At 40.8% G+C, this 20,339-nt stretch carries 19 protein-coding genes; 15 read left to right on the top strand and 4 right to left on the bottom strand.

The features are described 5' to 3' along the window. Nucleotides 1-296: 296 nt before the first annotated feature. The 3 genes from L1264_RS16425 (at nucleotide 297) to L1264_RS16415 (ending at nucleotide 3,485) form a co-directional block, all read left to right on the top strand. Nucleotides 297-2,120: a DUF885 domain-containing protein gene (locus tag L1264_RS16425; RefSeq protein ID WP_235404237.1), complete on the top strand. Its 1,824-nt coding sequence runs from the start codon at nucleotides 297-299 to the stop codon at nucleotides 2,118-2,120. Between the two features lie 343 nt (nucleotides 2,121-2,463). Beyond that, nucleotides 2,464-2,961, top strand: coding sequence for a YcgN family cysteine cluster protein (locus L1264_RS16420; protein ID WP_105173481.1), 498 nt, complete (start codon nucleotides 2,464-2,466; stop codon nucleotides 2,959-2,961). Then, nucleotides 2,961-3,485, top strand: coding sequence for an RNA methyltransferase (locus tag L1264_RS16415; RefSeq protein ID WP_054552060.1), 525 nt, complete (start codon nucleotides 2,961-2,963; stop codon nucleotides 3,483-3,485). The genes L1264_RS16420 and L1264_RS16415 overlap by 1 nt, the downstream gene beginning before the upstream one ends. A 26-nt stretch (nucleotides 3,486-3,511) precedes the next feature. Here the strand turns inward: L1264_RS16415 and L1264_RS16410 are convergent, their stop codons facing one another. Beyond that, nucleotides 3,512-5,248, bottom strand: a complete 1,737-nt coding sequence (locus tag L1264_RS16410; RefSeq protein ID WP_235404235.1) for a hypothetical protein — start codon at nucleotides 5,246-5,248, stop codon at nucleotides 3,512-3,514. Between the two features lie 199 nt (nucleotides 5,249-5,447). Between L1264_RS16410 and L1264_RS16405 the strand changes: the two genes are divergently transcribed. Further along, nucleotides 5,448-7,133 (top strand): M1 family metallopeptidase, encoded by a 1,686-nt coding sequence (locus tag L1264_RS16405; RefSeq protein ID WP_235404233.1) that lies wholly within the window; start codon nucleotides 5,448-5,450, stop codon nucleotides 7,131-7,133. Between the two features lie 51 nt (nucleotides 7,134-7,184). Here L1264_RS16405 and L1264_RS16400 read toward each other — a convergent pair whose 3' ends face one another. Both L1264_RS16400 and L1264_RS16395 read right to left on the bottom strand, forming a co-directional pair. Continuing rightward, a complete protein-coding gene (locus L1264_RS16400; protein ID WP_199527719.1) occupies nucleotides 7,185-8,138 on the bottom strand; it encodes a carbohydrate kinase family protein in 954 nt (317 codons plus the stop codon). Continuing rightward, nucleotides 8,138-9,355 (bottom strand): AGE family epimerase/isomerase, encoded by a 1,218-nt coding sequence (locus L1264_RS16395; RefSeq protein ID WP_199527718.1) that lies wholly within the window; start codon nucleotides 9,353-9,355, stop codon nucleotides 8,138-8,140. The genes L1264_RS16400 and L1264_RS16395 overlap by 1 nt, the downstream gene beginning before the upstream one ends. Before the next feature lie 137 nt (nucleotides 9,356-9,492). On the opposite strand from L1264_RS16395, the gene L1264_RS16390 reads away from it, so the two are divergent. From L1264_RS16390 to L1264_RS16365, 6 genes are all read left to right on the top strand, one after another. Then, nucleotides 9,493-10,764, top strand: coding sequence for a sugar MFS transporter (locus tag L1264_RS16390; RefSeq protein ID WP_138558694.1), 1,272 nt, complete (start codon nucleotides 9,493-9,495; stop codon nucleotides 10,762-10,764). A gap of 350 nt (nucleotides 10,765-11,114) precedes the next feature. Beyond that, nucleotides 11,115-13,004 (top strand): methyl-accepting chemotaxis protein, encoded by a 1,890-nt coding sequence (locus L1264_RS16385; protein ID WP_138558693.1) that lies wholly within the window; start codon nucleotides 11,115-11,117, stop codon nucleotides 13,002-13,004. 21 nt (nucleotides 13,005-13,025) lie between these two features. Then, nucleotides 13,026-14,105: a GGDEF domain-containing protein gene (locus L1264_RS16380; protein ID WP_235404231.1), complete on the top strand. Its 1,080-nt coding sequence runs from the start codon at nucleotides 13,026-13,028 to the stop codon at nucleotides 14,103-14,105. Then, the gene (locus L1264_RS16375) at nucleotides 14,106-14,711 is read left to right on the top strand and encodes a DsbA family protein (protein ID WP_199527717.1); all 606 of its coding nucleotides are present in this window, start codon (nucleotides 14,106-14,108) and stop codon (nucleotides 14,709-14,711) included. 185 nt (nucleotides 14,712-14,896) lie between these two features. Next, nucleotides 14,897-15,349: a type II RES/Xre toxin-antitoxin system antitoxin gene (gene parS, locus L1264_RS16370; protein ID WP_135926452.1), complete on the top strand. Its 453-nt coding sequence runs from the start codon at nucleotides 14,897-14,899 to the stop codon at nucleotides 15,347-15,349. Then, on the top strand, nucleotides 15,349-15,819 hold the full coding sequence (locus tag L1264_RS16365) for an RES family NAD+ phosphorylase (protein ID WP_199527716.1): 471 nt from the start codon (nucleotides 15,349-15,351) through the stop codon (nucleotides 15,817-15,819). The genes parS and L1264_RS16365 overlap by 1 nt, the downstream gene beginning before the upstream one ends. 98 nt (nucleotides 15,820-15,917) lie before the next feature. Here L1264_RS16365 and L1264_RS16360 read toward each other — a convergent pair whose 3' ends face one another. Then, a complete protein-coding gene (locus tag L1264_RS16360) occupies nucleotides 15,918-16,727 on the bottom strand; it encodes a hypothetical protein (RefSeq protein WP_199527715.1) in 810 nt (269 codons plus the stop codon). 105 nt (nucleotides 16,728-16,832) lie between these two features. Here L1264_RS16360 and L1264_RS16355 point away from each other — a divergent pair, with 105 nt between their 5' ends. From L1264_RS16355 to L1264_RS16335, 5 genes are all read left to right on the top strand, one after another. Beyond that, a complete protein-coding gene (locus L1264_RS16355) occupies nucleotides 16,833-17,003 on the top strand; it encodes a hypothetical protein (protein WP_199527714.1) in 171 nt (56 codons plus the stop codon). A 209-nt stretch (nucleotides 17,004-17,212) separates the two neighbouring features. Further along, entirely contained in the window at nucleotides 17,213-17,965 is a 753-nt protein-coding gene (locus L1264_RS16350; RefSeq protein ID WP_054552068.1) for a DUF3450 domain-containing protein, read from the top strand. 10 nt (nucleotides 17,966-17,975) lie between these two features. Further along, the gene (locus tag L1264_RS16345) at nucleotides 17,976-19,343 is read left to right on the top strand and encodes a MotA/TolQ/ExbB proton channel family protein (RefSeq protein ID WP_199527713.1); all 1,368 of its coding nucleotides are present in this window, start codon (nucleotides 17,976-17,978) and stop codon (nucleotides 19,341-19,343) included. Nucleotides 19,344-19,346: 3 nt separating this feature from the next. Then, a complete protein-coding gene (locus tag L1264_RS16340) occupies nucleotides 19,347-19,874 on the top strand; it encodes a MotA/TolQ/ExbB proton channel family protein (RefSeq protein WP_054552070.1) in 528 nt (175 codons plus the stop codon). Nucleotides 19,875-19,919: 45 nt separating this feature from the next. After that, nucleotides 19,920-20,333 (top strand): ExbD/TolR family protein, encoded by a 414-nt coding sequence (locus tag L1264_RS16335; protein WP_036971869.1) that lies wholly within the window; start codon nucleotides 19,920-19,922, stop codon nucleotides 20,331-20,333. Nucleotides 20,334-20,339 lie beyond the last annotated feature (6 nt).

Here is a 20,339-nt window from a genome sequence, read left to right as displayed (position 1 = left end):
CCGTTATCTATACTGATAAGTGGTGATTTAATCAGTTTACCTGAATTTACATCTACCATGGCTTTTGCCGATAAGTAGGTGGTTGCGTAGGTATTTAAAGAGGTTAGGCAAGCAAGGCCTAGGCTAATAGCAAGAGCTGTCTTTTTCATTTTTATTCAAAATTGGTAAGTCGAGCCGCCACTCTAGCAATCAGCTTGTTAAGTGTAAATAAACTGCGATAAGTTGCAGCGCTACTTGCTAAATAGGGAACTAAACCCTCATAATTTACGCGTACTTAATATAAGGGCAGGGAAAGAATGAAAAACGTAAAACTAGCACTACTTAGTTCGGCGGTGATGTTTGCATTACTTGGTTGTAATGAATCAACACCAAGCAACGAAAAACCAACTCAAGAAGTAAGCAAACAAGCACCAAGCGCAACGTTAGCCAAAGAGCAACTTGATACATTACTAGCAGACTACTTTGAAGCAGGCTTAAAGTTTAATCCAATTGGCGGTACTTACATTGGTCGCAGCGAATATAACGACCAATTTATTGCACCTATTAGTAAAGCAAACCGCGACGAGCAGCTTAACTTTGTTAAAGAATACAAAAACAAACTAGCAAATATCGACAAAGCGCAATTATCAGGTCAGTCATTATTGAGCTACGAAATTCTAGCCCGCGATTTAGATCTTGCGATTGAAGGCGCTCAGTTTCCAAGTTACTTAATGCCAATTAACCAAATGGGCGGGGCGCATAATACCTTTGCTGCGTTAGGTTCTGGGCAAAGTGCACAACCTTTTAACACGGTTGAAGATTATCAAGCATTTGAAAAACGTGCTGATGGTTTTATCGCTTGGTTAGACAGTGTTGAACAATCAATGCGCCAAGGCATGAAAGACAAAGTGGTTCTTCCTAAACCGCTTGCTGAAAAACTATTACCGCAATTTCAAACTCATATTGTAGAAAAACCAGAAGAGTCATTATTCTGGGGGCCAATTGCTCAGTTACCTGAGTCTTTCAGCGACGAGCAAAAAGCACAGCTAACAAGCGCGTACACGGCGATGATCAGCGAGCGTCTAGTGCCTGCGTATCAAAAAATGGCTGACTTTTTAGCGAATGAATATATTCCAAATGCCCGTGAAAGCATTGGTTACAGTGACCTACCAAATGGTAAAGCATGGTATGAGTACCAAATTAAACAGCATACAACGCTGAGCTTAAACGCCGATGAAATTCATGATATTGGTTTAAGCGAAGTATCGCGCATTTTATCTGAGATGAAAAAAGTTAAAGAGACTGTCGGTTTTGAAGGCGACTTAAAAGCGTTTTTTGAACACCTAAGAACCTCAGATGAGTTTTACTACGATACGCCAGAAGAGTTAATTGCCGCGTACGAAGCAGTAAAAGAAAAGATTGATGCTAAGCTGCCGCAAATGTTCGATATTGCGCCAAAAGCGCCATACGTTGTAAAAGCAGTTGAAGATTTCCGCGCTGAATCAGCTGCGGGAGCATCTTATCAGTCGCCAGCACCAGATGGTTCGCGCCCAGGTATTTTCTATATCAATACTTTTAACCTAAAAGCACAGCCTAAGTTTTTACTTGAAACCTTATCTATTCACGAAGCCGCGCCGGGTCACCACTTTCAAATTGCCTTGCAGCAAGAAATTGAAGGATTACCGCTGTTTCGTAAATTTGGTGGCTACACGGTATTTGCAGAAGGTTGGGCATTGTATGCAGAAAGCTTAGGTAAAGAGCTTGGCTTATTTACCGACCCTTACATGTGGTACGGCCGTTTATCAGATGAGCAATTACGTGCAATGCGCTTAGTGCTTGATACTGGTTTCCACGCAAAAGGTTGGACACGTCAACAAGGTATTGATTACATGTTGGCTAACTCATCAATGGCCGAAAGCGACATTATTGCCGAAGTTGAGCGTTACATTGCATGGCCGGGCCAAGCGTTGTCGTACAAGTTAGGTCAGTTCAAAATTCAAGAACTACGTGACTACGCTAGCAAAGAACTAGGCGATAAGTTCGACATTAAAGCTTTCCATACGCAAGTTCTGATTGATGGCGCATTACCTATGCCTATTCTTGAAGAGAAAATTAAGCGTTGGGTTAACGAGCAAAAGTAAAATACCCAAACCACCTCAAGGTGCGAGTTTCAGTTGGAATTAAAAGCGATTTAGGCAAGGCATTGATTGCAAGTAATAGTGGTTCTATTGTTAAAATCAATAACGCAGTATAAATCGCTTTTAAACCAACCCCTTGGGCGCTTCACAGGCACTTACTCTCATCGTTGTTACTTCTTAAAAGGGAATGCCATTCTTGCAAAGTAACGCCTTGATATTAAGGCACCTGTGAAACGCTGAATTCTGCATCTTGAGATGGCTTGGGTATCGCCCAAACTCGCTAAACTTTGCGCGCATGCTGGCTTTACGCTAGAATGCGCGCTGTTTAGGGGCTTTGAGTAATACCATGTTAGAAGATCAATTTTGGCTTAAGCGCTCGCTTGAGCAAATGTCACAACCCGAATGGGAAGCCATTTGTGACGGCTGTGGTAAATGTTGTTTAAACACATTTATCGACAGTGAAGACGAAGATGAATTTACCGCTACGGATCAACTTCGCGAGGGTGAAGAACTCATCTTCACTAATATCGTTTGCCAATACCTAGACAACGACACCTGTGGTTGCAGTGAATATGCGAACCGCCAAACCTTGGTGCCTTCATGTGTAAAGCTCACTAAAGAAAACCTCAAAGATATCTTTTTTATGCCGCAAAGCTGTAGCTACCGCCGCCTTTACGAAGGCCGTGGCCTTGCGTCTTGGCACCCGCTACTGAACGGTGGTAGTAAAGATTTAATGCATGAGTTAGGTATTTCTGTGCGTGACAAAACAGTGAAAGACTGCGATGTAGACTTAGATGATTTTGACCTTTACGTGGCCGAGTGGCCAACTAGAGACATTGATTAATGAGCGCCCTTAAAGCAAGCATTGGCTTGTTAAACCCAAAAAGCCCAACCAATGTGGGAGGCGTATTACGTGCCGCGGGTTGTTACAACGCCAAGCAAGTATTTTTTACTGGTAGCCGCTATTTACGCGCTAATAAGTATCATACCGATACCAAAAATGTGCTTGAGCATATTCCGCTCACGCAAGTTGAAAGCCTAGAGCAAGCAAAGCCTGAAGGTGCCACAACGGTGGTGATTGAGCTTGTTGAAGGTGCAACGCCACTGCCTGAATTTAAGCACCCTGAAAACGCATTTTATGTGTTTGGCCCTGAAGATGGCTCGGTCAGTAAAGACGTGTTGAAATGGTGTGATGAAGTAGTGTATGTACCAACCATAGGCTGTATGAACCTAGCCGCAACCTGCAATGTTGTGCTGTACGACCGACTTGCCAAACTCGGTGGTATTGAGAGTTCAAACGACACCATTTGTAATAGTCGAGACACTAACAACTCACTTAAATGGCAACAAAAAAAGAGCGCTAAATAGCGCTCTTTTTAGATTCAAACTCAAAACTACTTTTTAGTAATTTGTACGTTACTTTCAAGGCCAATGCCGTTGTCGGTAATGTCTGTGGCAAAATACACACCTACAGGTTGGTCGCGTAGCGAATCAAGCTCAGCCATTTCTTCATCACTTAATTGACCCATTGATGCAATCGTATCAAGCAAAGGTAATAAGATTTTTTGTACGTCGAATGCCATGTTCACAAAGCCATTTTTAGTGACACTTTGCGACTCTAAAGTCTCGGCTATCTGCGCTGACTTATCACCCGTGAAAATCACAATATGATTTCCTTTAAGGGCCATTTTAATATCAAAGTTAAGTGGCACAGGCGATGGAATGTATTCATTGATCAGCACTGCATCACCATTGGCTGGTAGTTTTATGTTCGCAAGTGGCGGCACAAAACCTTGCGCAATTGAATACAAGCCATGGGCGTCGGTCGCAGATAGGGTAACGATGGCATCAAGTTTGTCTATTTGTGGGCCGTTGTAGTCATCAATGGTCAATGCAGCGTCTTGAACACTCACACTCATACCTTGCACGCCGTTTGCAAAACCCGACATCATAGCAAGGCCAGCGGTGCTTACTTCTTGCATTTCATTTTGTAGTGCGACAATTGGGCCACAGTTAAACTCAGCTGACTTAATTGCACCCGTTAATGTATTCGCTAGCGGCAGGACTTTTGCTACATCAATACCATAAGCAACACTCATCATTTGCCCGTCAAGCCCAGTGGTATGTTTTGGCACAAAACCACGCACGGCTTGTAGGGTATTTAGTAAGTCTTGATCTGTGCTTTGCAATATTGCTTTTACGTCAAAGTCGGCGTAGTCGGCGGTAATACGGGTTTTTGTTGTGCCAGATACTGTTGCAGGCCATTTTGCGGCAATGGCTGCAATATCATCTTGACACTCAGGAGTTGAAATCGCTGCAAATGCGTTTGATTGCTGGGCTTTATCAAGTAGCTCTTTGAGCATCTGGTGTAAGCGAGAGTCTTCTTTGCCAGTTACTGCATTGGCGATACGTTGATGATCAACAAAGCCAACCGAGTTGCCATCAAGCGAGAAAGTTTTAATAAGCTCAGGCAGTTTTTTAGTCTCAGCCAATGATTGAGCCGGCTTTTCTACACCAAGGGCAATACGTAAATCTTGATCATTAGAAAGCGCAGTGGTCAGCGTTAAGGTAGCCCAATTGTTGTGAGTTGATGCAATTAGGTTGAAGTTATCTAAGCCTTCAAGTTCAATCGCAAAGCGGGTGTAGCTTACGCCTTCAAGGCTTTCTGTTGTATACGCAATACCTGTTTCATCAGCAGATTGCTTAATGCTATTGATAATGCTGCTTTGATCAGCGACCTGAAAACGTACAATCGGCATTAAACCTTGCGCATACATCATGCCTTTGTAGTCATCACCAAAGCCCCAAATCGATTTGAAGGCATCGTAAGAGCTCAGTGATTGTTGGTATTTTTCCATCAGTGATGCAAGGAATAGGGCATTCTTATCATCAACGGTTTTAAGCTCAGCAATGATGGGCGTTAAATCGCTCGTGCCTTTCATTGCATCTGGCATAAGGGCAAAGTATTTGCTGTACGGAAACGGCTTAAGTTGACCATAAAAAACCGCCGTATCGGCAGGCACGTAAGCAAGCTCAGGTAAATCTACATCAACACTGGCTTTATTTTGAGAGTACAACAATGCACCTGCAACAATGGCAATCGCGCCTCCAGCAAGAAGCTTATTATTCATAGGATGAATTCCTTTTTCTTTAATTAGTTGAAAAACATACCATGATTATCATCAACAGTTCTAGGTTTAGATACCTCTTAGAGTGAGATCATTATTTTTGTTTGTTTCAAATTATGTCTGAATTTCATCGCAAATCTTAGTAATAAATAATTGCTCATGTCATTTTGAATAAATAAAAATAACGATAAGGAAAAGGATTTTGCAACTAAATCAATTTTTTAAAGTAGCAACAACCCTCGTAGCATCGGCTGTGTTAGCCGCTTGTAGTTCACAACCTGTTGCGTTGGATCCTGTTATTGGTGATACAGGGCAAGCTTTATCGACAATTGCACTTAAAAGTGATGTTAAGCACTACGATTTGGCACTTGAGGTATTTCCAGATAACCAACGTATTGAAGGTGTTGCTAGAACAGAGTTTAAAGTGCTAGAAGCCACTCAATTTGTAGAATTAAAATTGGATAGCCGCTTTACAATTAATGAAGTGAGCTCAAAAGGGGAGGCTCTTAAATATGAACGTGATGGCGGTGTAATTCGGGTTGACTTAGGTGAACAACAAGCAAAAGACAGCATGGTAAGCATTGCTATAGCCTATCAAGGGTTTCCTCATATAGCTAAAAATGCTCCTTGGGATGGCGGTTTTGTATTTTCAAAAACAGAGGAAGGTGAACCTTGGATAGCAACGGCTGTACAAGGTGAAGGCTGCGACTTATTTTGGCCATGTAAAGATCATTTTGCAGACAAAGCAGATAGTATGCGCATTCGTCTAACAGTACCAGAAGGACTGAGTGCGGTGACTAATGGCGTTTTACAAGAAGTGAAGCCAGTTGATGGTAATAAACAGCAGTTTGATTGGCTGTTATCAGTGCCAGCCAGTGACTATAACATTGCAATTAATATTGGCCCCTATACGCGAATTCAAACCGATTACACCAGTGTTAACGGCGCGACTGTGCCCATCGAATTTTGGTCACTCAAAAAAAATGAGCAAAAAGCACGCGAGCTTATCGAAAATGATTTACGCCAACAGGTTATGTTTTTTGAAAAGATGCTTGGTCCATATCCATGGGGCGGTGAAAAGTTAGGTTTTGTTGAGACGCCACATTTAGGCATGGAACATCAAACAATCAACGCGTATGGTAAAAAATACAAACGCGACCCAAATGGTTATGATTGGTTACTGCAACACGAATTAGCTCATGAATGGTTTGGCAACTTAATGACTCATGAGAAGCTCAATGATGCATGGCTTCATGAAGGGTTTGGTTTTTATATGCAACCAAGTTACAGCCTATATAAGTTTGGTGACGCAGCTTATAACCACAGCATGTATAAGTCGTATTTAGGGCTGAAAAACTGTAAAGCCATTGTGCTTGATGGACAAGTAACATCTGACCAAGCGTTTAACTCTGATATATATGGCAAGGGTGGCTGGACATTACACACTCTTCGCTGGCTAGTTGGTGAAGATATATTTTGGCAAGCAACACGTGAGCTACTTTATGGTGTGAACGACACTAAGCAATTGGCTTATCCAATTTCACCGCGCTATCGAAATACCGACGAGTTTATTAGCATTGTTAATCGTTTAACGGGTAAAGACTATCAATGGTTTTTTAATATGTATCTTAAGCAGGCTGAATTACCTAAACTTGATGTTGTTCAATCAGCTAACAGATTGACACTTAAATGGAACAAGAACTCTTTGCAAGGAAAGTCATTCCCTATGCCAGTTCCGGTGCAAATAAATGGCTCGATACAAACTTATTCTGTTGAAAGTGGCGAGATTAGCATTGCTTTAAAAGCGGGGGATCATGTGGTGATCGATCCAAACATGAAGGTGTTTAGGTATTTACCAATTATCGATAAATGTAAAACTGAGCAATAGCGAATCAGCCCGGCATTAATTACTTAATGCTGGGCTTTAAACTCAACATTCTTAGCCTAAATCGGCCGCGCTCGGCAATGAAGCAAATGCACCATAGCGGCTTACTGCAAAAGCGCCGGCTTTAGCTGCATAAGCAATGGTTTGTTCAATATTTGCTGGGGTTTGGCAAAACGCTTTAAAGCTTTGTTTGTTTTCACAATGCTGACCAATCTTTGACAGCATACCACCAATAAAGGCATCGCCAGCGGCTGTGGTATCAACCACTTTTGTAGCTGGTGGGCTAACTTGGCCTTTAAAGTCTGCGTGGTAAAAGCTGATTGCTTCGCCGCCATTGGTAACTAGCAAACAGGTTACACCTGCCTTTAAAATGGCATCGATAGTATGCTCAAGAGGCATTTCTTGATGGCTTTTTTGATTTAAAAACTCAAGCTCTTCAAATGACAGTTTTACGATATCTGCAAGAGATATAACATGCCACATTCTATCGAGTGTATGGCGCATACTTGGCCATAGGTTTTCGCGCAGATTCATGTCAAAGCTACAAATTGCACCGGCTTTTTTCGCCTGAGTTAAACCATAAATTGTTGTTTGATAGATGTTGTGCTCAGTCAGACTGTTGCTGCATACATGCATGATGGCGTGATTTGCAAACATTGCATGGTCGAAGTCGTCTACGCTATAAAGTAAATCAGCCGCTGGTGGGCGATAAAAGCTAAATGAGCGTTCACCACTTTCATCAAGTGATACAAATGCAAGCGCTGTTTTGGCTGCATCAGTAAAGCGGCAATAAGATGTATTAACGCTATGTTGATCTAGCTCACCTTTAATAAAGTGGCCAAACATATCATCGCCTAACATGCCGCAAAAGCTGGTGTTTAGGCCTAGTTTTGCTGCTGCAACAGCCACATTGGCAGGTGCGCCACCTGCGTATTTGGTAAATGACTCTGGTTGTTTACCATCTGATAAAAAGTCGATTAATGCTTCGCCAAAACACACTAAACTCATTATGCATTCCTCAAGGTTAAGGTTCTTAATACTTCGTAGCAGGCACCCATAGTATGGTAGTCAGTTTTGCCTGCTGGCGATTTTTCGTCACTGTAAGGTTGGTTTTGGGCAGATAAAATACGATACCAAGCACCATATTGGTGATCTACCATATGCTGCCAACTGTACAGCCAAATTTTTTCGTACCATTGCCAATAGCTTTCGTCATTTGTGGCATCAGCGAGTAGGGCCGCTGCCGCTAATGACTCGGCCTGCACCCAAAAGTATTTATCGCTATCACAAATTTGCTTATCTGGTGCAAAGCCATAGAAAATGCCACTATGTTGCTGATCCCATGCAATGCTTAGGGTTTCATCAAACAGGCTTTTGGCGCGCGTTACCAACCAAGGTTCATCAATATGGCGGTGTAAAATAAGTAACAGTTTTGCCCACTCAGTTTGATGACCTGGCTGAAATCCCCAAGGTCTAAATAAATGCTGTGGGTCATCTTTGTTGTAATCTAAATCGATTTGCCAGTTTTTATTGTAATGCTCCCAGACAAACTGTTGGCTGTGTGCAGCTAGTTTTACTGTAAAGGTCTCGGCAAGCTGTTTAGCACGCTTTAAATAACGGGTCTCGTTGGTTGCTTCAAAACACATGAGTAAGGCTTCGCATAAATGCATATTGGCATTTTGGCCTCGGTAGTCATCTGCATGGCTAAAGTCGGCATTTTGTTCATCTAAGTAGGCATTATGCTGGGGTTCAAAGTAGTACTGCTCTAATAAGTCCCATACCTGCGAAATGGTATTTTTACAATCGCTAATGCCTGCTTTTAACGCAACTGCGTTTGCAAGCAATACAAAGGCAAGCCCGTAGCAATGGTTGGTATCGTCTAAAACAGTTACCTTGCCGCTCTCATCTTGCTTTATAAGCCAAGCATAACCCCCGGATGCTTGCTTATGCGCATGTTCAAGGTGGGCTAAACCATGTTTAGCAAGGCTTAAATATTCAGGTTCTTTGAACTCGATATACGCCATCGCGTAGTTAAAAACAAAGCGGGTACTCGATACTAAATGACGAGTTTGTTTATCGTAAATTGCGCCATCATTTTTAAAATACTGATAAAACCCAGCTAAGCCATGGGCTGTATGATCAACACAATGAGGATGATAAAAAGCAAGGATGTCTTTTATGTGCTGTTTAAGAAAAACAGGGCTTTTAAAGTCAACTGTGGCCATGGTGTATCAATAAATCTATGTTCGTTTTGCAACTATAGCAGGAAATAAAAATATTGGAACGTTCCTAGTAAATCTTTGTGCTATTTTTGCTTCAATGTGTAGAATCAAGGGTAACTTGTTAACGGAGTGAAAACCACGTGAGTGAAATAAATACAAACCAATCGTTTGTCGCCGATGGTTCGCAGCAAAATAAAAACTACCTGCTACCACTGACGGCAATGACAACCCTGTTCTTTTTATGGGGCTTCATTACAGTTTTAAATGACGTTTTAATCCCGCGTTTAAAAGGGGTATTCGATCTAACCTACACAGAGGCAATGCTGGTTCAGTTTTGTTTCTTTGGTGCTTACTTTATCGTTTCGCTACCAGCGGGTATGTTGGTTAAAAAAATGGGCTACAAAAACGGTGTACTAACTGGCTTAGTCGTGGCATCAATCGGCTGTATGTTATTTTACCCAGCGGTTGTTGTGCATGAGTACTGGTTATTCTTAGGTGCATTATTTGTACTTGCAGCCGGTATTACCGTATTACAGGTATCAGCTAACCCGTATGTTGTGGCGTTAGGTCCTGAAAAAACGGCATCGTCACGTTTAAATTTAGCACAAGCACTTAACTCACTAGGCACAACAGTTGGCCCATATGTGGGTGGTATTTTATTCTTCGGTACAGCGGGTACGTTAGCTGCAAACGCAGCAACCGCTGAGTCGGTTAAAGTACCTTACCTTATGCTTGCAGCAGCATTACTGACTATTGCTGTGGTATTTGCCTTCTTTAAATTACCAGTAATTGCAGAGCATACAGAAGAGCAAGACTGTAAAGCGAAAGGCCACAGCCTAGCTGAAGCACCTCATTTAATGATGGGTGTTGTGGGTATCTTCTGTTACGTAGGTGCTGAGGTTTCAATTGGTAGCTTCTTAGTAAATTACTTTGGTGAAGAGCATATTGCTGGCCTTGAAGAGCATGCGGCTGCAAGCCTAATTGCTTACTACTGGGGTGGTGCTATGGTGGGTCGTTTTATTGGCTCTGCTGCACTGCAAAAGATTGCGCCTTCAAAAGCGTTATTCTTTAATGCCATGATGGTTATTGTATTGCTATTAGTGACTATTTTCACTGAAGGTGATGTAGCGCTTTACTCAGTACTAGCGATTGGTTTATTCAATTCAATTATGTTCCCAACTATTTTCTCTGTTGCAATCGAAAGCTTAGGCTCACTTACTAGTAAAGGTTCGGGCTGGTTATGCTTAGCAATCGTTGGTGGTGCCTTAGTACCATTAGTACAAGGTGTGGTTGCAGATACGGTTAGTATTCAGCAAAGCTTCTTTGTACCAGTGATTTGTTATGCATTTATCGCTTGGTATGGCTTAAACGTTGTACGTTTGGCTGATAGCTGGAAGAAACGCATAGCTTAAATAGCTATTTAATAAAAAACCCCGCACTGAGATGCGGGGTTTTTTATGTTTGTAATTCAGTCTTATAAACAAAGTTAAATGACAAATAGATTTAATGAATACGTATTCAGAATGTATTTTTTACCTGTTTTTTAGGAACGTTCCAGTACTGTGTTTTTTAAATTGATCTAATAATTTACTTTAGATGCAGGATTTGCTGCCGTTAACAAAGTAATTGATTTTTATGGAAAGCGTTTATTTTCAATAATGAACGTTTTTTCTAGTTTTAGCTTAAATTTATAAGACAAAGAGCTCTAAATTTGTTAAATATAAATGCGCTAACAACGAAAAAAATAACAAACAGGTTTGTCATGCAAAGCACTCTTAAATTTACCACCAAGGTAACTGTGGCTGCATCACTGGTTTTAGTGATCGTGCTCGGTTTATTCACGATTAACAACTTCATCTCTATGCGCAGCCAAACGCAGGAGCAGCTTTCGCTGGTTCTACAAGAGATTTCTCAGTCAGTGTCGCAAAACATAGCCAACTGGTTGAATGCTAAGTTAGCGATTGTCTCGTCGGTTGCAGACACATATCAACTTGGCGACAGTAAAGAACTGACACTCACACAACTCAATACAGCTGACAAAGCCGGTAATTTCAAAAATACTTATATTGGTATCACTGACGGCACCTTTGTGTTGAATGACCAATCTGTTGTGTTGCCACCCGATTACGACGCTACAACACGTCCATGGTACAAACTGGTTGAGAACAAAACCAATACTGCATTTACAGCCCCTTATATTGATGTAACAACTAATGAACTGACAATTTCGGCTGTAGCACCAATGCAAGCAAACGGCGTATTTAGTGGTGTTGCAGGTGCCGATATCGATATGAAAACCATAACTAAAATCGTCAACGAAATTGACTTTTTAGGTTTCGGTTATGGTTTTTTACTTGATAGTGAAGGGCGAATTTTAAGCCACCCAGAAACTAAATTTAACGATAAAAACATGCGCGACTTATTTGGCAAAAGCCTGTCGTTAAAATCTGAATTTGTAGAAGTACAGGTAGGTGGTTTAGATAAACTTGTTTCGTTCACTAAAATTAAAGGGATTCAAAACGTTGATTGGTATTTAGGAGTGGTGATCAACGAAGAAATTGCTTATTCATCAGTTGCTTCATTTAGAAATATGGCGGCTATCTACATGCTGATGGGTATAGTTGCGATTGTATTAATGATGCAGTTTTTACTTCGCTATTTAATGCGTCCAATGCAGCGCTTAAACGATGCAATTAAAGACATTGCGCAAGGTGAGGGCGATTTAACCCGCCGCCTTGAGGTTGAAAACAATGACGAGTTTGGCGAGCTAAGCCATTACTTTAATGCGTTTATCGAAAAAATTCATACATCAATCGAGCAAGTTAAAAATACCACCGTTGAACTTGAACGCCTAGTTGAGAGTTTAGTTAATCAAACTCAAGGCACCCTCGACATGTATGCAGACCAAACAAAACGCACTGATAACGTTGCCACCGCAATCAATGAGCTGACATCTAGCGCGGTAGAAATCTCCAATAGTGCTAGTAATGCATCAACGTTAGCAACCAGTGCTAATAGCCAATCTTTACAAAGCCAATCTGCCTTAGCTGATAACTTAGAGGCTATTAATGCTTTGTCTCGTAATATGGAGCAAGCACAAAAAACTATTAATAGTTTAGATGCACACACAGTAAGCATCGGCCAAGTTCTCGAAGTGATAAAAGGTGTTAGTGAACAAACTAACTTACTAGCGCTTAATGCTGCAATTGAGGCGGCCCGTGCAGGTGAAGCGGGTCGTGGTTTTGCGGTTGTTGCTGACGAAGTGCGTCAACTAGCCCATCGTACACAACAATCTACCCAAGAAATCGAAGACACTATTTCTCAGTTACAACAAGGCTCAGCCTCGGCGGTAGAAGTAATGACTGCCAGTATTCGCGATAGCGAAAAGAGTGTCGAGCAGGCACGTATTGCCGGCGATAAAATGGCTGAAGTCACACGAGCTATTGAATCAATTGACGACGTAAATCACAGTGTTGCCAATGCTACGACTGAGCAAAACCACGTGATCCAGAGCTTAGACAGTGACATTCATTCGATTAGCGAACTATCTAATCAAGGTCAAAGTAACCTTAACAATACACTTAATGAATGCACTAAGCTAAAAGCACAGTTTTATGAATTAGAAAAACTTGTTTTGAAATTTAAAGTTTAATTTTACACCGAGCATTTACAATTGGAACAAAACTGGCTTAGTGCCATCACCATAAACAGTGTCGACACGGCGGATAAACAACGCCGTGCTTTCACGTTATTTACTATGGCGTTTTTTGCCATCGTATTGATCACTTCGTTAGTGTTGTCTAACTACCATATTTACGCAGTGCAATTGACAGTGATGTTATTGGTAAGTGATATAACCATTGTTTTATGTATGTTGTATTACTTCCGTACTGGTGCGCTGGTTTTGGTAACCAGTATCATTTTGTCTATTATTTTGTTGTTATGCATGTCTTTGGTTTATACCGGTGGCAAAGAAAATACGGCACTGTATTGGTTGATGTTTTACCCTATTGTCAGCTATGTCACATTAGGCTTAAGAACGGGCAGTATTCTTGTCGGTAGCATGTACTTAAGTGCATTGGTTTTATTACTCGGGCCAGATATTGGTCAAGCTAAATACGGGCCAGTCGAAATGTCGCGTTTTTTAGCTTCTTTTACCATGGTGATTTTGTTTTCTGCAATTAGTGAATACTTCAGACAAAAAAGCCATCAAAAGATTGCAGATATCACTTTAATTGAAAAGCGCGATGCCTTGACCGATCCCCTTACAGGCCTTGCGAATCGTCGTTATATTTATGAACATATTCAGCCTCGCCTTGAAGCTGAAGCGGCAAACTACTTACCTATGTCGGTATTATTGATTGATTTGGATAACTTTAAATCTCTCAACGATAGTTATGGCCATGACTTTGGTGATCAGGTCTTGATAGCGTTTACTGCTATGTTGCACGATAAATTGCGTGGCACAGATATAAAAGCACGCTATGGCGGCGAAGAGTTCATCATTTTATTGCCTAAGGCAGGGATTCAGATTGCTCATGCTGTAGCCGAAAAGTTACGTGCTTATGTTGCGCAAAAGCAAATCCCTTATGATGTTGGGCAGTCTGTTACCATTACTTGCAGCATTGGTATTGCTAGCCTAGAACGTGGTAGCCAATTTAGTAAAACAATTAAGCAAGCTGATGACAACCTCTATAAAGCGAAAGCAAAAGGGCGTAACTTAGTAGTGTCGGAATTGAGTGAGATAAGCTAAATGGCAAAGCTAATTTATGTTTACGACCCCATGTGTAGTTGGTGTTGGGGCTATAGAGAAACCTGGTTAAAACTCCAAGCAGCCCTTGGTGGTAAACTTGCTATTGAATATAAAGTGGGTGGCCTTGCTCCCGATTCAGATGAGCCAATGCCAAAAGATATGCAGCAGTTTTTACAGCAAACTTGGAACCGTATAGAGCAGCAACTTGGCACACCGTTTAATCATGAGTTTTGGCAAACCGCGCAACCACGTCGCTCTACTTACCCAGCATGCCGCGCTGTGCTTGTGGCAAGGCAGCACAATAAAGAGCACAAAATGCTCTACGCCATTCAAAAAGCTTACTACTTAAATGCACAAAATCCATCGGACATCAGCACCCTTGTAAGCCTTGCAGAGCAAATAGGGTTAGAAAAAAACGCATTCATTAAAGAAATTGAAAGTGAAAAAATAAATTCGTTACTTATGGCCGAAATAAACCAAGCCAGAAGCTTACCTATTCAAGGTTTTCCGTCGTTAGTCCTTGAAAATAAAGGCCTATACGCTGCTATCCCTGTTAATTATCAAGACTGGCAAAGCACTTATCAGCAATTAATTGATACTATTTAATCTCGTTTTTTGCATTGATGTTCTTCTGAGAGCGAAAGTTTTTATCTCTTAAAAAATTGATTATCTCAAATATAATTATTGTTTTATATTTTTTGCATTTGGCTTATTTTTGATCAGCTATTGCAAGTCGGGCTCATTTGAGCCAATATTGCAAGCTCATATGGTCTATTTTTTTGGGAGCTGTTATGGCAAATGCTGAATTAAAAAGTTTTAAACCGAGTCGCGATAACAAATCTAGTTTTTGGATTGCTCTAGGCATTGAAGACGCCAAAACAGCTCGTATGGATGCGGTACACCAAGGATTTAAACCTAAGGTATATCGCAATATTATCGAAAAAACAAAGTTGTCTCAGAACGAGTTTCATAGTGTTACTCATATACCAGTGAGCACTATTAAGCGCCGACTCAAAAACGGAGAACGCTTTAACACCCAGGAAAGTGACGCGATTTATAGGCTAGCAATGCTTATTAAGTTAGCTACTGAATTATTTAATGATGAGAAACGTGCATTAGAATGGATGCGTGAAAGTGTCTATGGGTTAGGAGGCAAAAGGCCGTTAGATATGGTGTCTACAACTGTAGACTTTGAAATTGTAAAAGATCTTATCGGTAGAGTTGAGCACGGTGTATTTTCATAATGAAAATGTACCGTTTAACACAAAAAAAATTTGCAGATACACCTTTTAGTCCTGCTGGAGCAAAGTTATTTGGTGGTAGATGGAACTCAAAAGGAACTGAAGCATTGTATTTCGCTGAATCAGAATCCCTTTGTTCATTAGAAGTCTTTGTTCATGTAAACAATGATCCAAATATTGTCGATAAATATGATCTTTACCGAATTGAAATTCCAGACGAATTTATAGCAAAACTTGATAAAGAAGACTTACCTAACACGTGGAGAAATATACCAGTTAGTGAGGAGACACAGGAAATTGGAGATGAATTTCTGAATGTGTCACAGCCCCAATTTGCGGCACTCCAGGTGCCATCTATAATCTCTCCTAGAGATAACAACTATGTTGTAAATCCAAACCATCCCGCAATGAAAGAAAGTTTTAAAAATTTTGAAAAGCTTGAGTTTGAGTTCGATCCACGAATTTTTAAATAGCCTTTATTATTAACGAAAATTTTATTGAGCAAGTTTATATCTGCGCCTGGCTAACGCTTTATAACTTCACTGTATCAATTTGATTTAAGCTTTGAATTTCATTCAGACTGTTGAGACCAATGGCTAATGATTGAGCTGATCTGATTTTGCGCTAAAGAAAACGTTGAAGAATGATTGCCATTTTCAATTTTTAATAAACTTATCCTATTACGCGTAACAACATCTTCAATTTGATTTAATGGCGTGATGCTATCTTGACTCCCTTGAACTATTAATATATTTGCCGTTTTTTGTTTCTGTAGTAAGTCTTCAATAATGTAGTTATGTGGTAATAACAGCTTAATCGGTAAAATCTGATAGGGGTATAAATACCATTTATTCTGAAGTTTAGTTTCTATTGCTCTATCAAGGGAGAGAGCTACGCTTTCAAGAATTATTCCTTGAGAATTTACATTCACCGAAACATTTGCAGCTAACATCGCACCTAAAGAGCGGCCATAAAAAAAGGTTTTTGAACAGTCACTATCTTTTTTAGTTTTATTTATAAGCTGAACGACTAAGTCATTAAAAGATTCCAAGTTTGTAACTTTACCTGAAGCACCATCTTGAGATGGATAAGAAAGGATAATTGTATTAAAAGATTTAAATTTGGTGTTATTTGCTATTTCTCTCTCATATCTAGTTATGCCACCATGTTGGCCAGGAAAGAAAAAAAGGCAAGGAGTTCCTTTCATACCGTATGATCGTGCAATGATTTCTAAACCATTTTCTTGAATTGTATATTTTTCGACTTCGAATGTGGGTTGCTCAAGCTCTATGGTTGGGAAAAGAAAAAATGGAATCGCGAAGCGTAATAAAGCCGCCCCAATTGCAAAATAGGCTGAAATTAAAAAAATGGTGACTTTCATATGCTCATCCATAAAACTGACTTATTTACCATGAGAAAAATATGTGCATCTAAATATTTTTCGGGCTCCAAGTGCTGCTAAGTTAGTATCAGAGTCATTAACTAATTGCTAGAAAAAAACGTATTCATTAAAGAAATTGAAAGTGAAAAAATAAATTCATTGCTTATGGCCGAAATAAACCAAGCGAGAAGCTTACCCATTCAAGGCTTTCCGTCTTTAGTCCTTGAAACTAAAGGGAAGTATGCTGCTATCCCGGTTAATTATCAAGACTGGTAAAGCACTTATCAGCAAATACTATCCCATATTTAGTCCCGGAAACCCTGCAACTTTTGCCTTATTCTTGCGCAATATAAACTAATTGTTACAGCTGTCATATTTTTGTATTTTTTGCGCAACATGCTTGTCATTTTTCATCGTTATCCTTTCGCACAATAAAACAACCCAACTAGCAAATTAAGCTAACTTAACGAGTAAAGGTGTATGCGATGAAAGGCGTTAAACCACTGATTTTAGCAGGTATTGTAGCGGCATCTGCAGCAGTACATGCAAACGATCTAGATAAAGTAATTGATAAAAGCAGCGAGATAAACAAATCTGCAGCGCAATCACAAACTAAAATCGACAAGATTGCAGATTCAATGCAAGGTCGTTTACAACAATTCAAAGCCCTTAATAAAGAAATTGATGGCTTAACTGTTTATAACGCGCAACTTACTAAGCAATTAAACAACCAAATTGCAGAAATGGACGCGTTAAACGAGTCAATGGATCAGGTATCAGTTATTGAGCGTCAAATCACGCCGTTAATGATGCGTATGATCACAGGTCTTGAGCAATTTGTTGCACTAGACGTGCCTTTCTTAACTGAAGAACGTAGCAAGCGTATTGCATCATTAAAAGAAATGATGGACCGCGCAGACATCACTTCAAGTGAAAAATTCCGCCGCTTACTTGAAGCTTACCAAGTAGAAGTTGATTACGGTCGTACTATCGAAGCGTACACATCATTACTGAATGTAGATGGCCAAGAGCGCGAAGTGGATTTCTTACGCATCGGTCGTTTAGAACTTATTTATTTAACACGCGACGGCAAAAAAGCAGGTAGCTGGGATAAAGAAACTAAATCGTTTGTTGAATTACCAGATTCTGCAATCAGCCAAATCAATAAAGGTTTACGCATTGCACGTAAGCAACTTGCCCCAGATATGTTAACACTGCCAGTCCACGCTGCTGAATAAGAGGTTTGAGATGAAATTATTAACGAAAATGACAAAAATGGCCGTGTTTGCAGCTGGCCTTGGTTTTGCTGGTAGCAGCCTAGCGGCTGAGCCAATGGATTTAGACTCATTACTAAAAACATTAGAGCAAGGTAAAGCACAGCAAAGCGCTGAAAATAAACAACGTGAACAAGAGTTCATGGCACGTCAAAACGAACAAGTACAAATGCTTAAAGATACACAAGCAAAACGTACTGCAATGCTTAACGAATCAGAGCGTTTAGAAACTCAGTTTGAAGAAAACGAAGTAAAGCTAGCTAACTTAACAGACACGCTTTCAAACCGTATGGGTTCACTTAAAGAGCTATTCGGTGTGTTACAACAAGTAGCAGGCGATTCAAGCAATAAATTCATGACGTCAGTTGTTTCTGCTGAGCTTCCTGGACGCAGTAACTTCATGGATGAGCTAGCACAAAAAATGGGTTCAACGTCAAAGCTTGCTTCAATCGATGATATCGAAAAAGTATGGTTTGAATTACAACGCGAAATGACTGAGCAAGGTAAAGTATCTCGCTTTACAACAGATGTAATCGTTGAAGGTGGCAGCAAAGCACAAAAAGAAGTGGTGCGTGTTGGTGCATTTAACTTAATCGCAGATGGTAAGTACCTAGAGTACACACCGGCTACAAATACAATCAGCCAGCTTACGCGTCAGCCAAGCAGCCGTTACACAGCAACTGCTACAGACTTACAACAAGCAAAATCAGGTGTTGTACCGTTCGCACTTGACCCTACAGGTGGTTCAATCTTAGGTCTTTTAGTACAAGCACCAGATACTGAAGAGCAAGTTCACCAAGGTGGTACAGTTGGTTACATCATTTTAGGTGTTGGTTTAATCGCTTTACTAATTGCACTTGAGCGTTTTGTATCTCTGATGATTATGGGTAGCAAAATCCGTCGTCAGCTTAAAGACACAGTGGCACGTGATGACAACCCACTTGGTCGTGTAATGAAAGTGAAAGATCAGTACCCAGATGTAGCGTACGACACACTTGAGCTTAAATTAAGCGAAGCAATCATTCGTGAAATGCCAAAAATTACCCGTAACCTGACGCTAATTAAGATTATCTCTGTAGTAGCACCATTACTTGGTCTACTAGGTACGGTAACCGGTATGATTAACACCTTCCAAGCAATTACCTTGTTCGGTACAGGTGACCCTAAACTAATGGCGGGTGGTATTTCTCAGGCACTTGTAACAACGGTACTTGGTCTGGTTGTGGCTATCCCAACAGTATTCTTATACACACTTCTTAACACGCGTTCTAAAAACATGCTGTTGATTTTACAAGAGCAAAGCGCAGGTATCATCGCAGAGCGAAGCGAGAAAGGAGCATAAATCATGGTGCTATTGATTGATGCAATCAATGCTCTACGTGATTTCCTCGACACAGGTGGCCAAGTTCTCTTGGTCATCGGGGTCCTCATCTTCGCGATGTGGTTATTGATACTTGAGCGTTTTATGTATTTCTTTGGTGGCTTTAAACGCTACAAGAAAGACGTAAAAAGCACTTGGAGCAATAGAGCAGAGCGTAACAGCTGGAACGCAGAGCAAATTCGCCAAGCGATGATTTCACGCGCTGGCATGCAACTAAATAATAACCTTGCGCTAATCAACGTAATGGTTGCGTTATGTCCACTTTTAGGTCTGTTAGGTACCGTAACCGGCATGATCGAAGTATTTGATGTAATGGCAATCACAGGCACAGGCAGTGCACGTTCGATGGCATCAGGGGTGTCTAAAGCCACTATCCCAACAATGGCCGGTATGGTGGGTGCACTTTCAGGGGTTTTCGCATCAACGTTCTTACAACGTCGTGCAAAACGCGAAGTGCAATTACTTGAAGACAACATGGTCTTAGACCACTAAACGAATTTTAGGGTGATGTAAGCATCACCCACTAGGAGACTAACAATGAGAGCGCCACTAGGTAATTTATTTCAAGAAGACGACGCTGAAGAAATCAACATGACGCCAATGCTAGACGTTGTTTTCATCATGCTTATCTTCTTTATCGTAACAGCATCATTCGTAAAAGAAGCCGGTATTGATGTAAACCGCCCTGAAGCGGCAACGGCAGTGAAAAAAGAGCGTGCCAACATCTTAGTTGCTATTTCTGACAAAGGTGAAATTTGGATCAACAAACGCCAAGTCGATGTTCGTGCAGTACAAGCAAATATCGAGCGCTTAAAAGCAGAAAACCCACAAGGTAGCGTGGTTATTCAAGCTGATAAAAAAGCCACAACCGATGTACTTATCAAAGTAATGGATGCATCGCGAGCTGCAGGCGCATTTGATGTGTCGATTGCTGCGCAAGAAGCATCATAAGGAATG

Source organism: Pseudoalteromonas sp. APAL1 (assembly GCF_021532475.1).
Classification (GTDB): domain Bacteria; phylum Pseudomonadota; class Gammaproteobacteria; order Enterobacterales; family Alteromonadaceae; genus Pseudoalteromonas; species Pseudoalteromonas lipolytica_C.
Note: the sequence above shows the minus strand (reverse complement) of the source record. Positions and strands in the feature narration are given on the sequence as shown.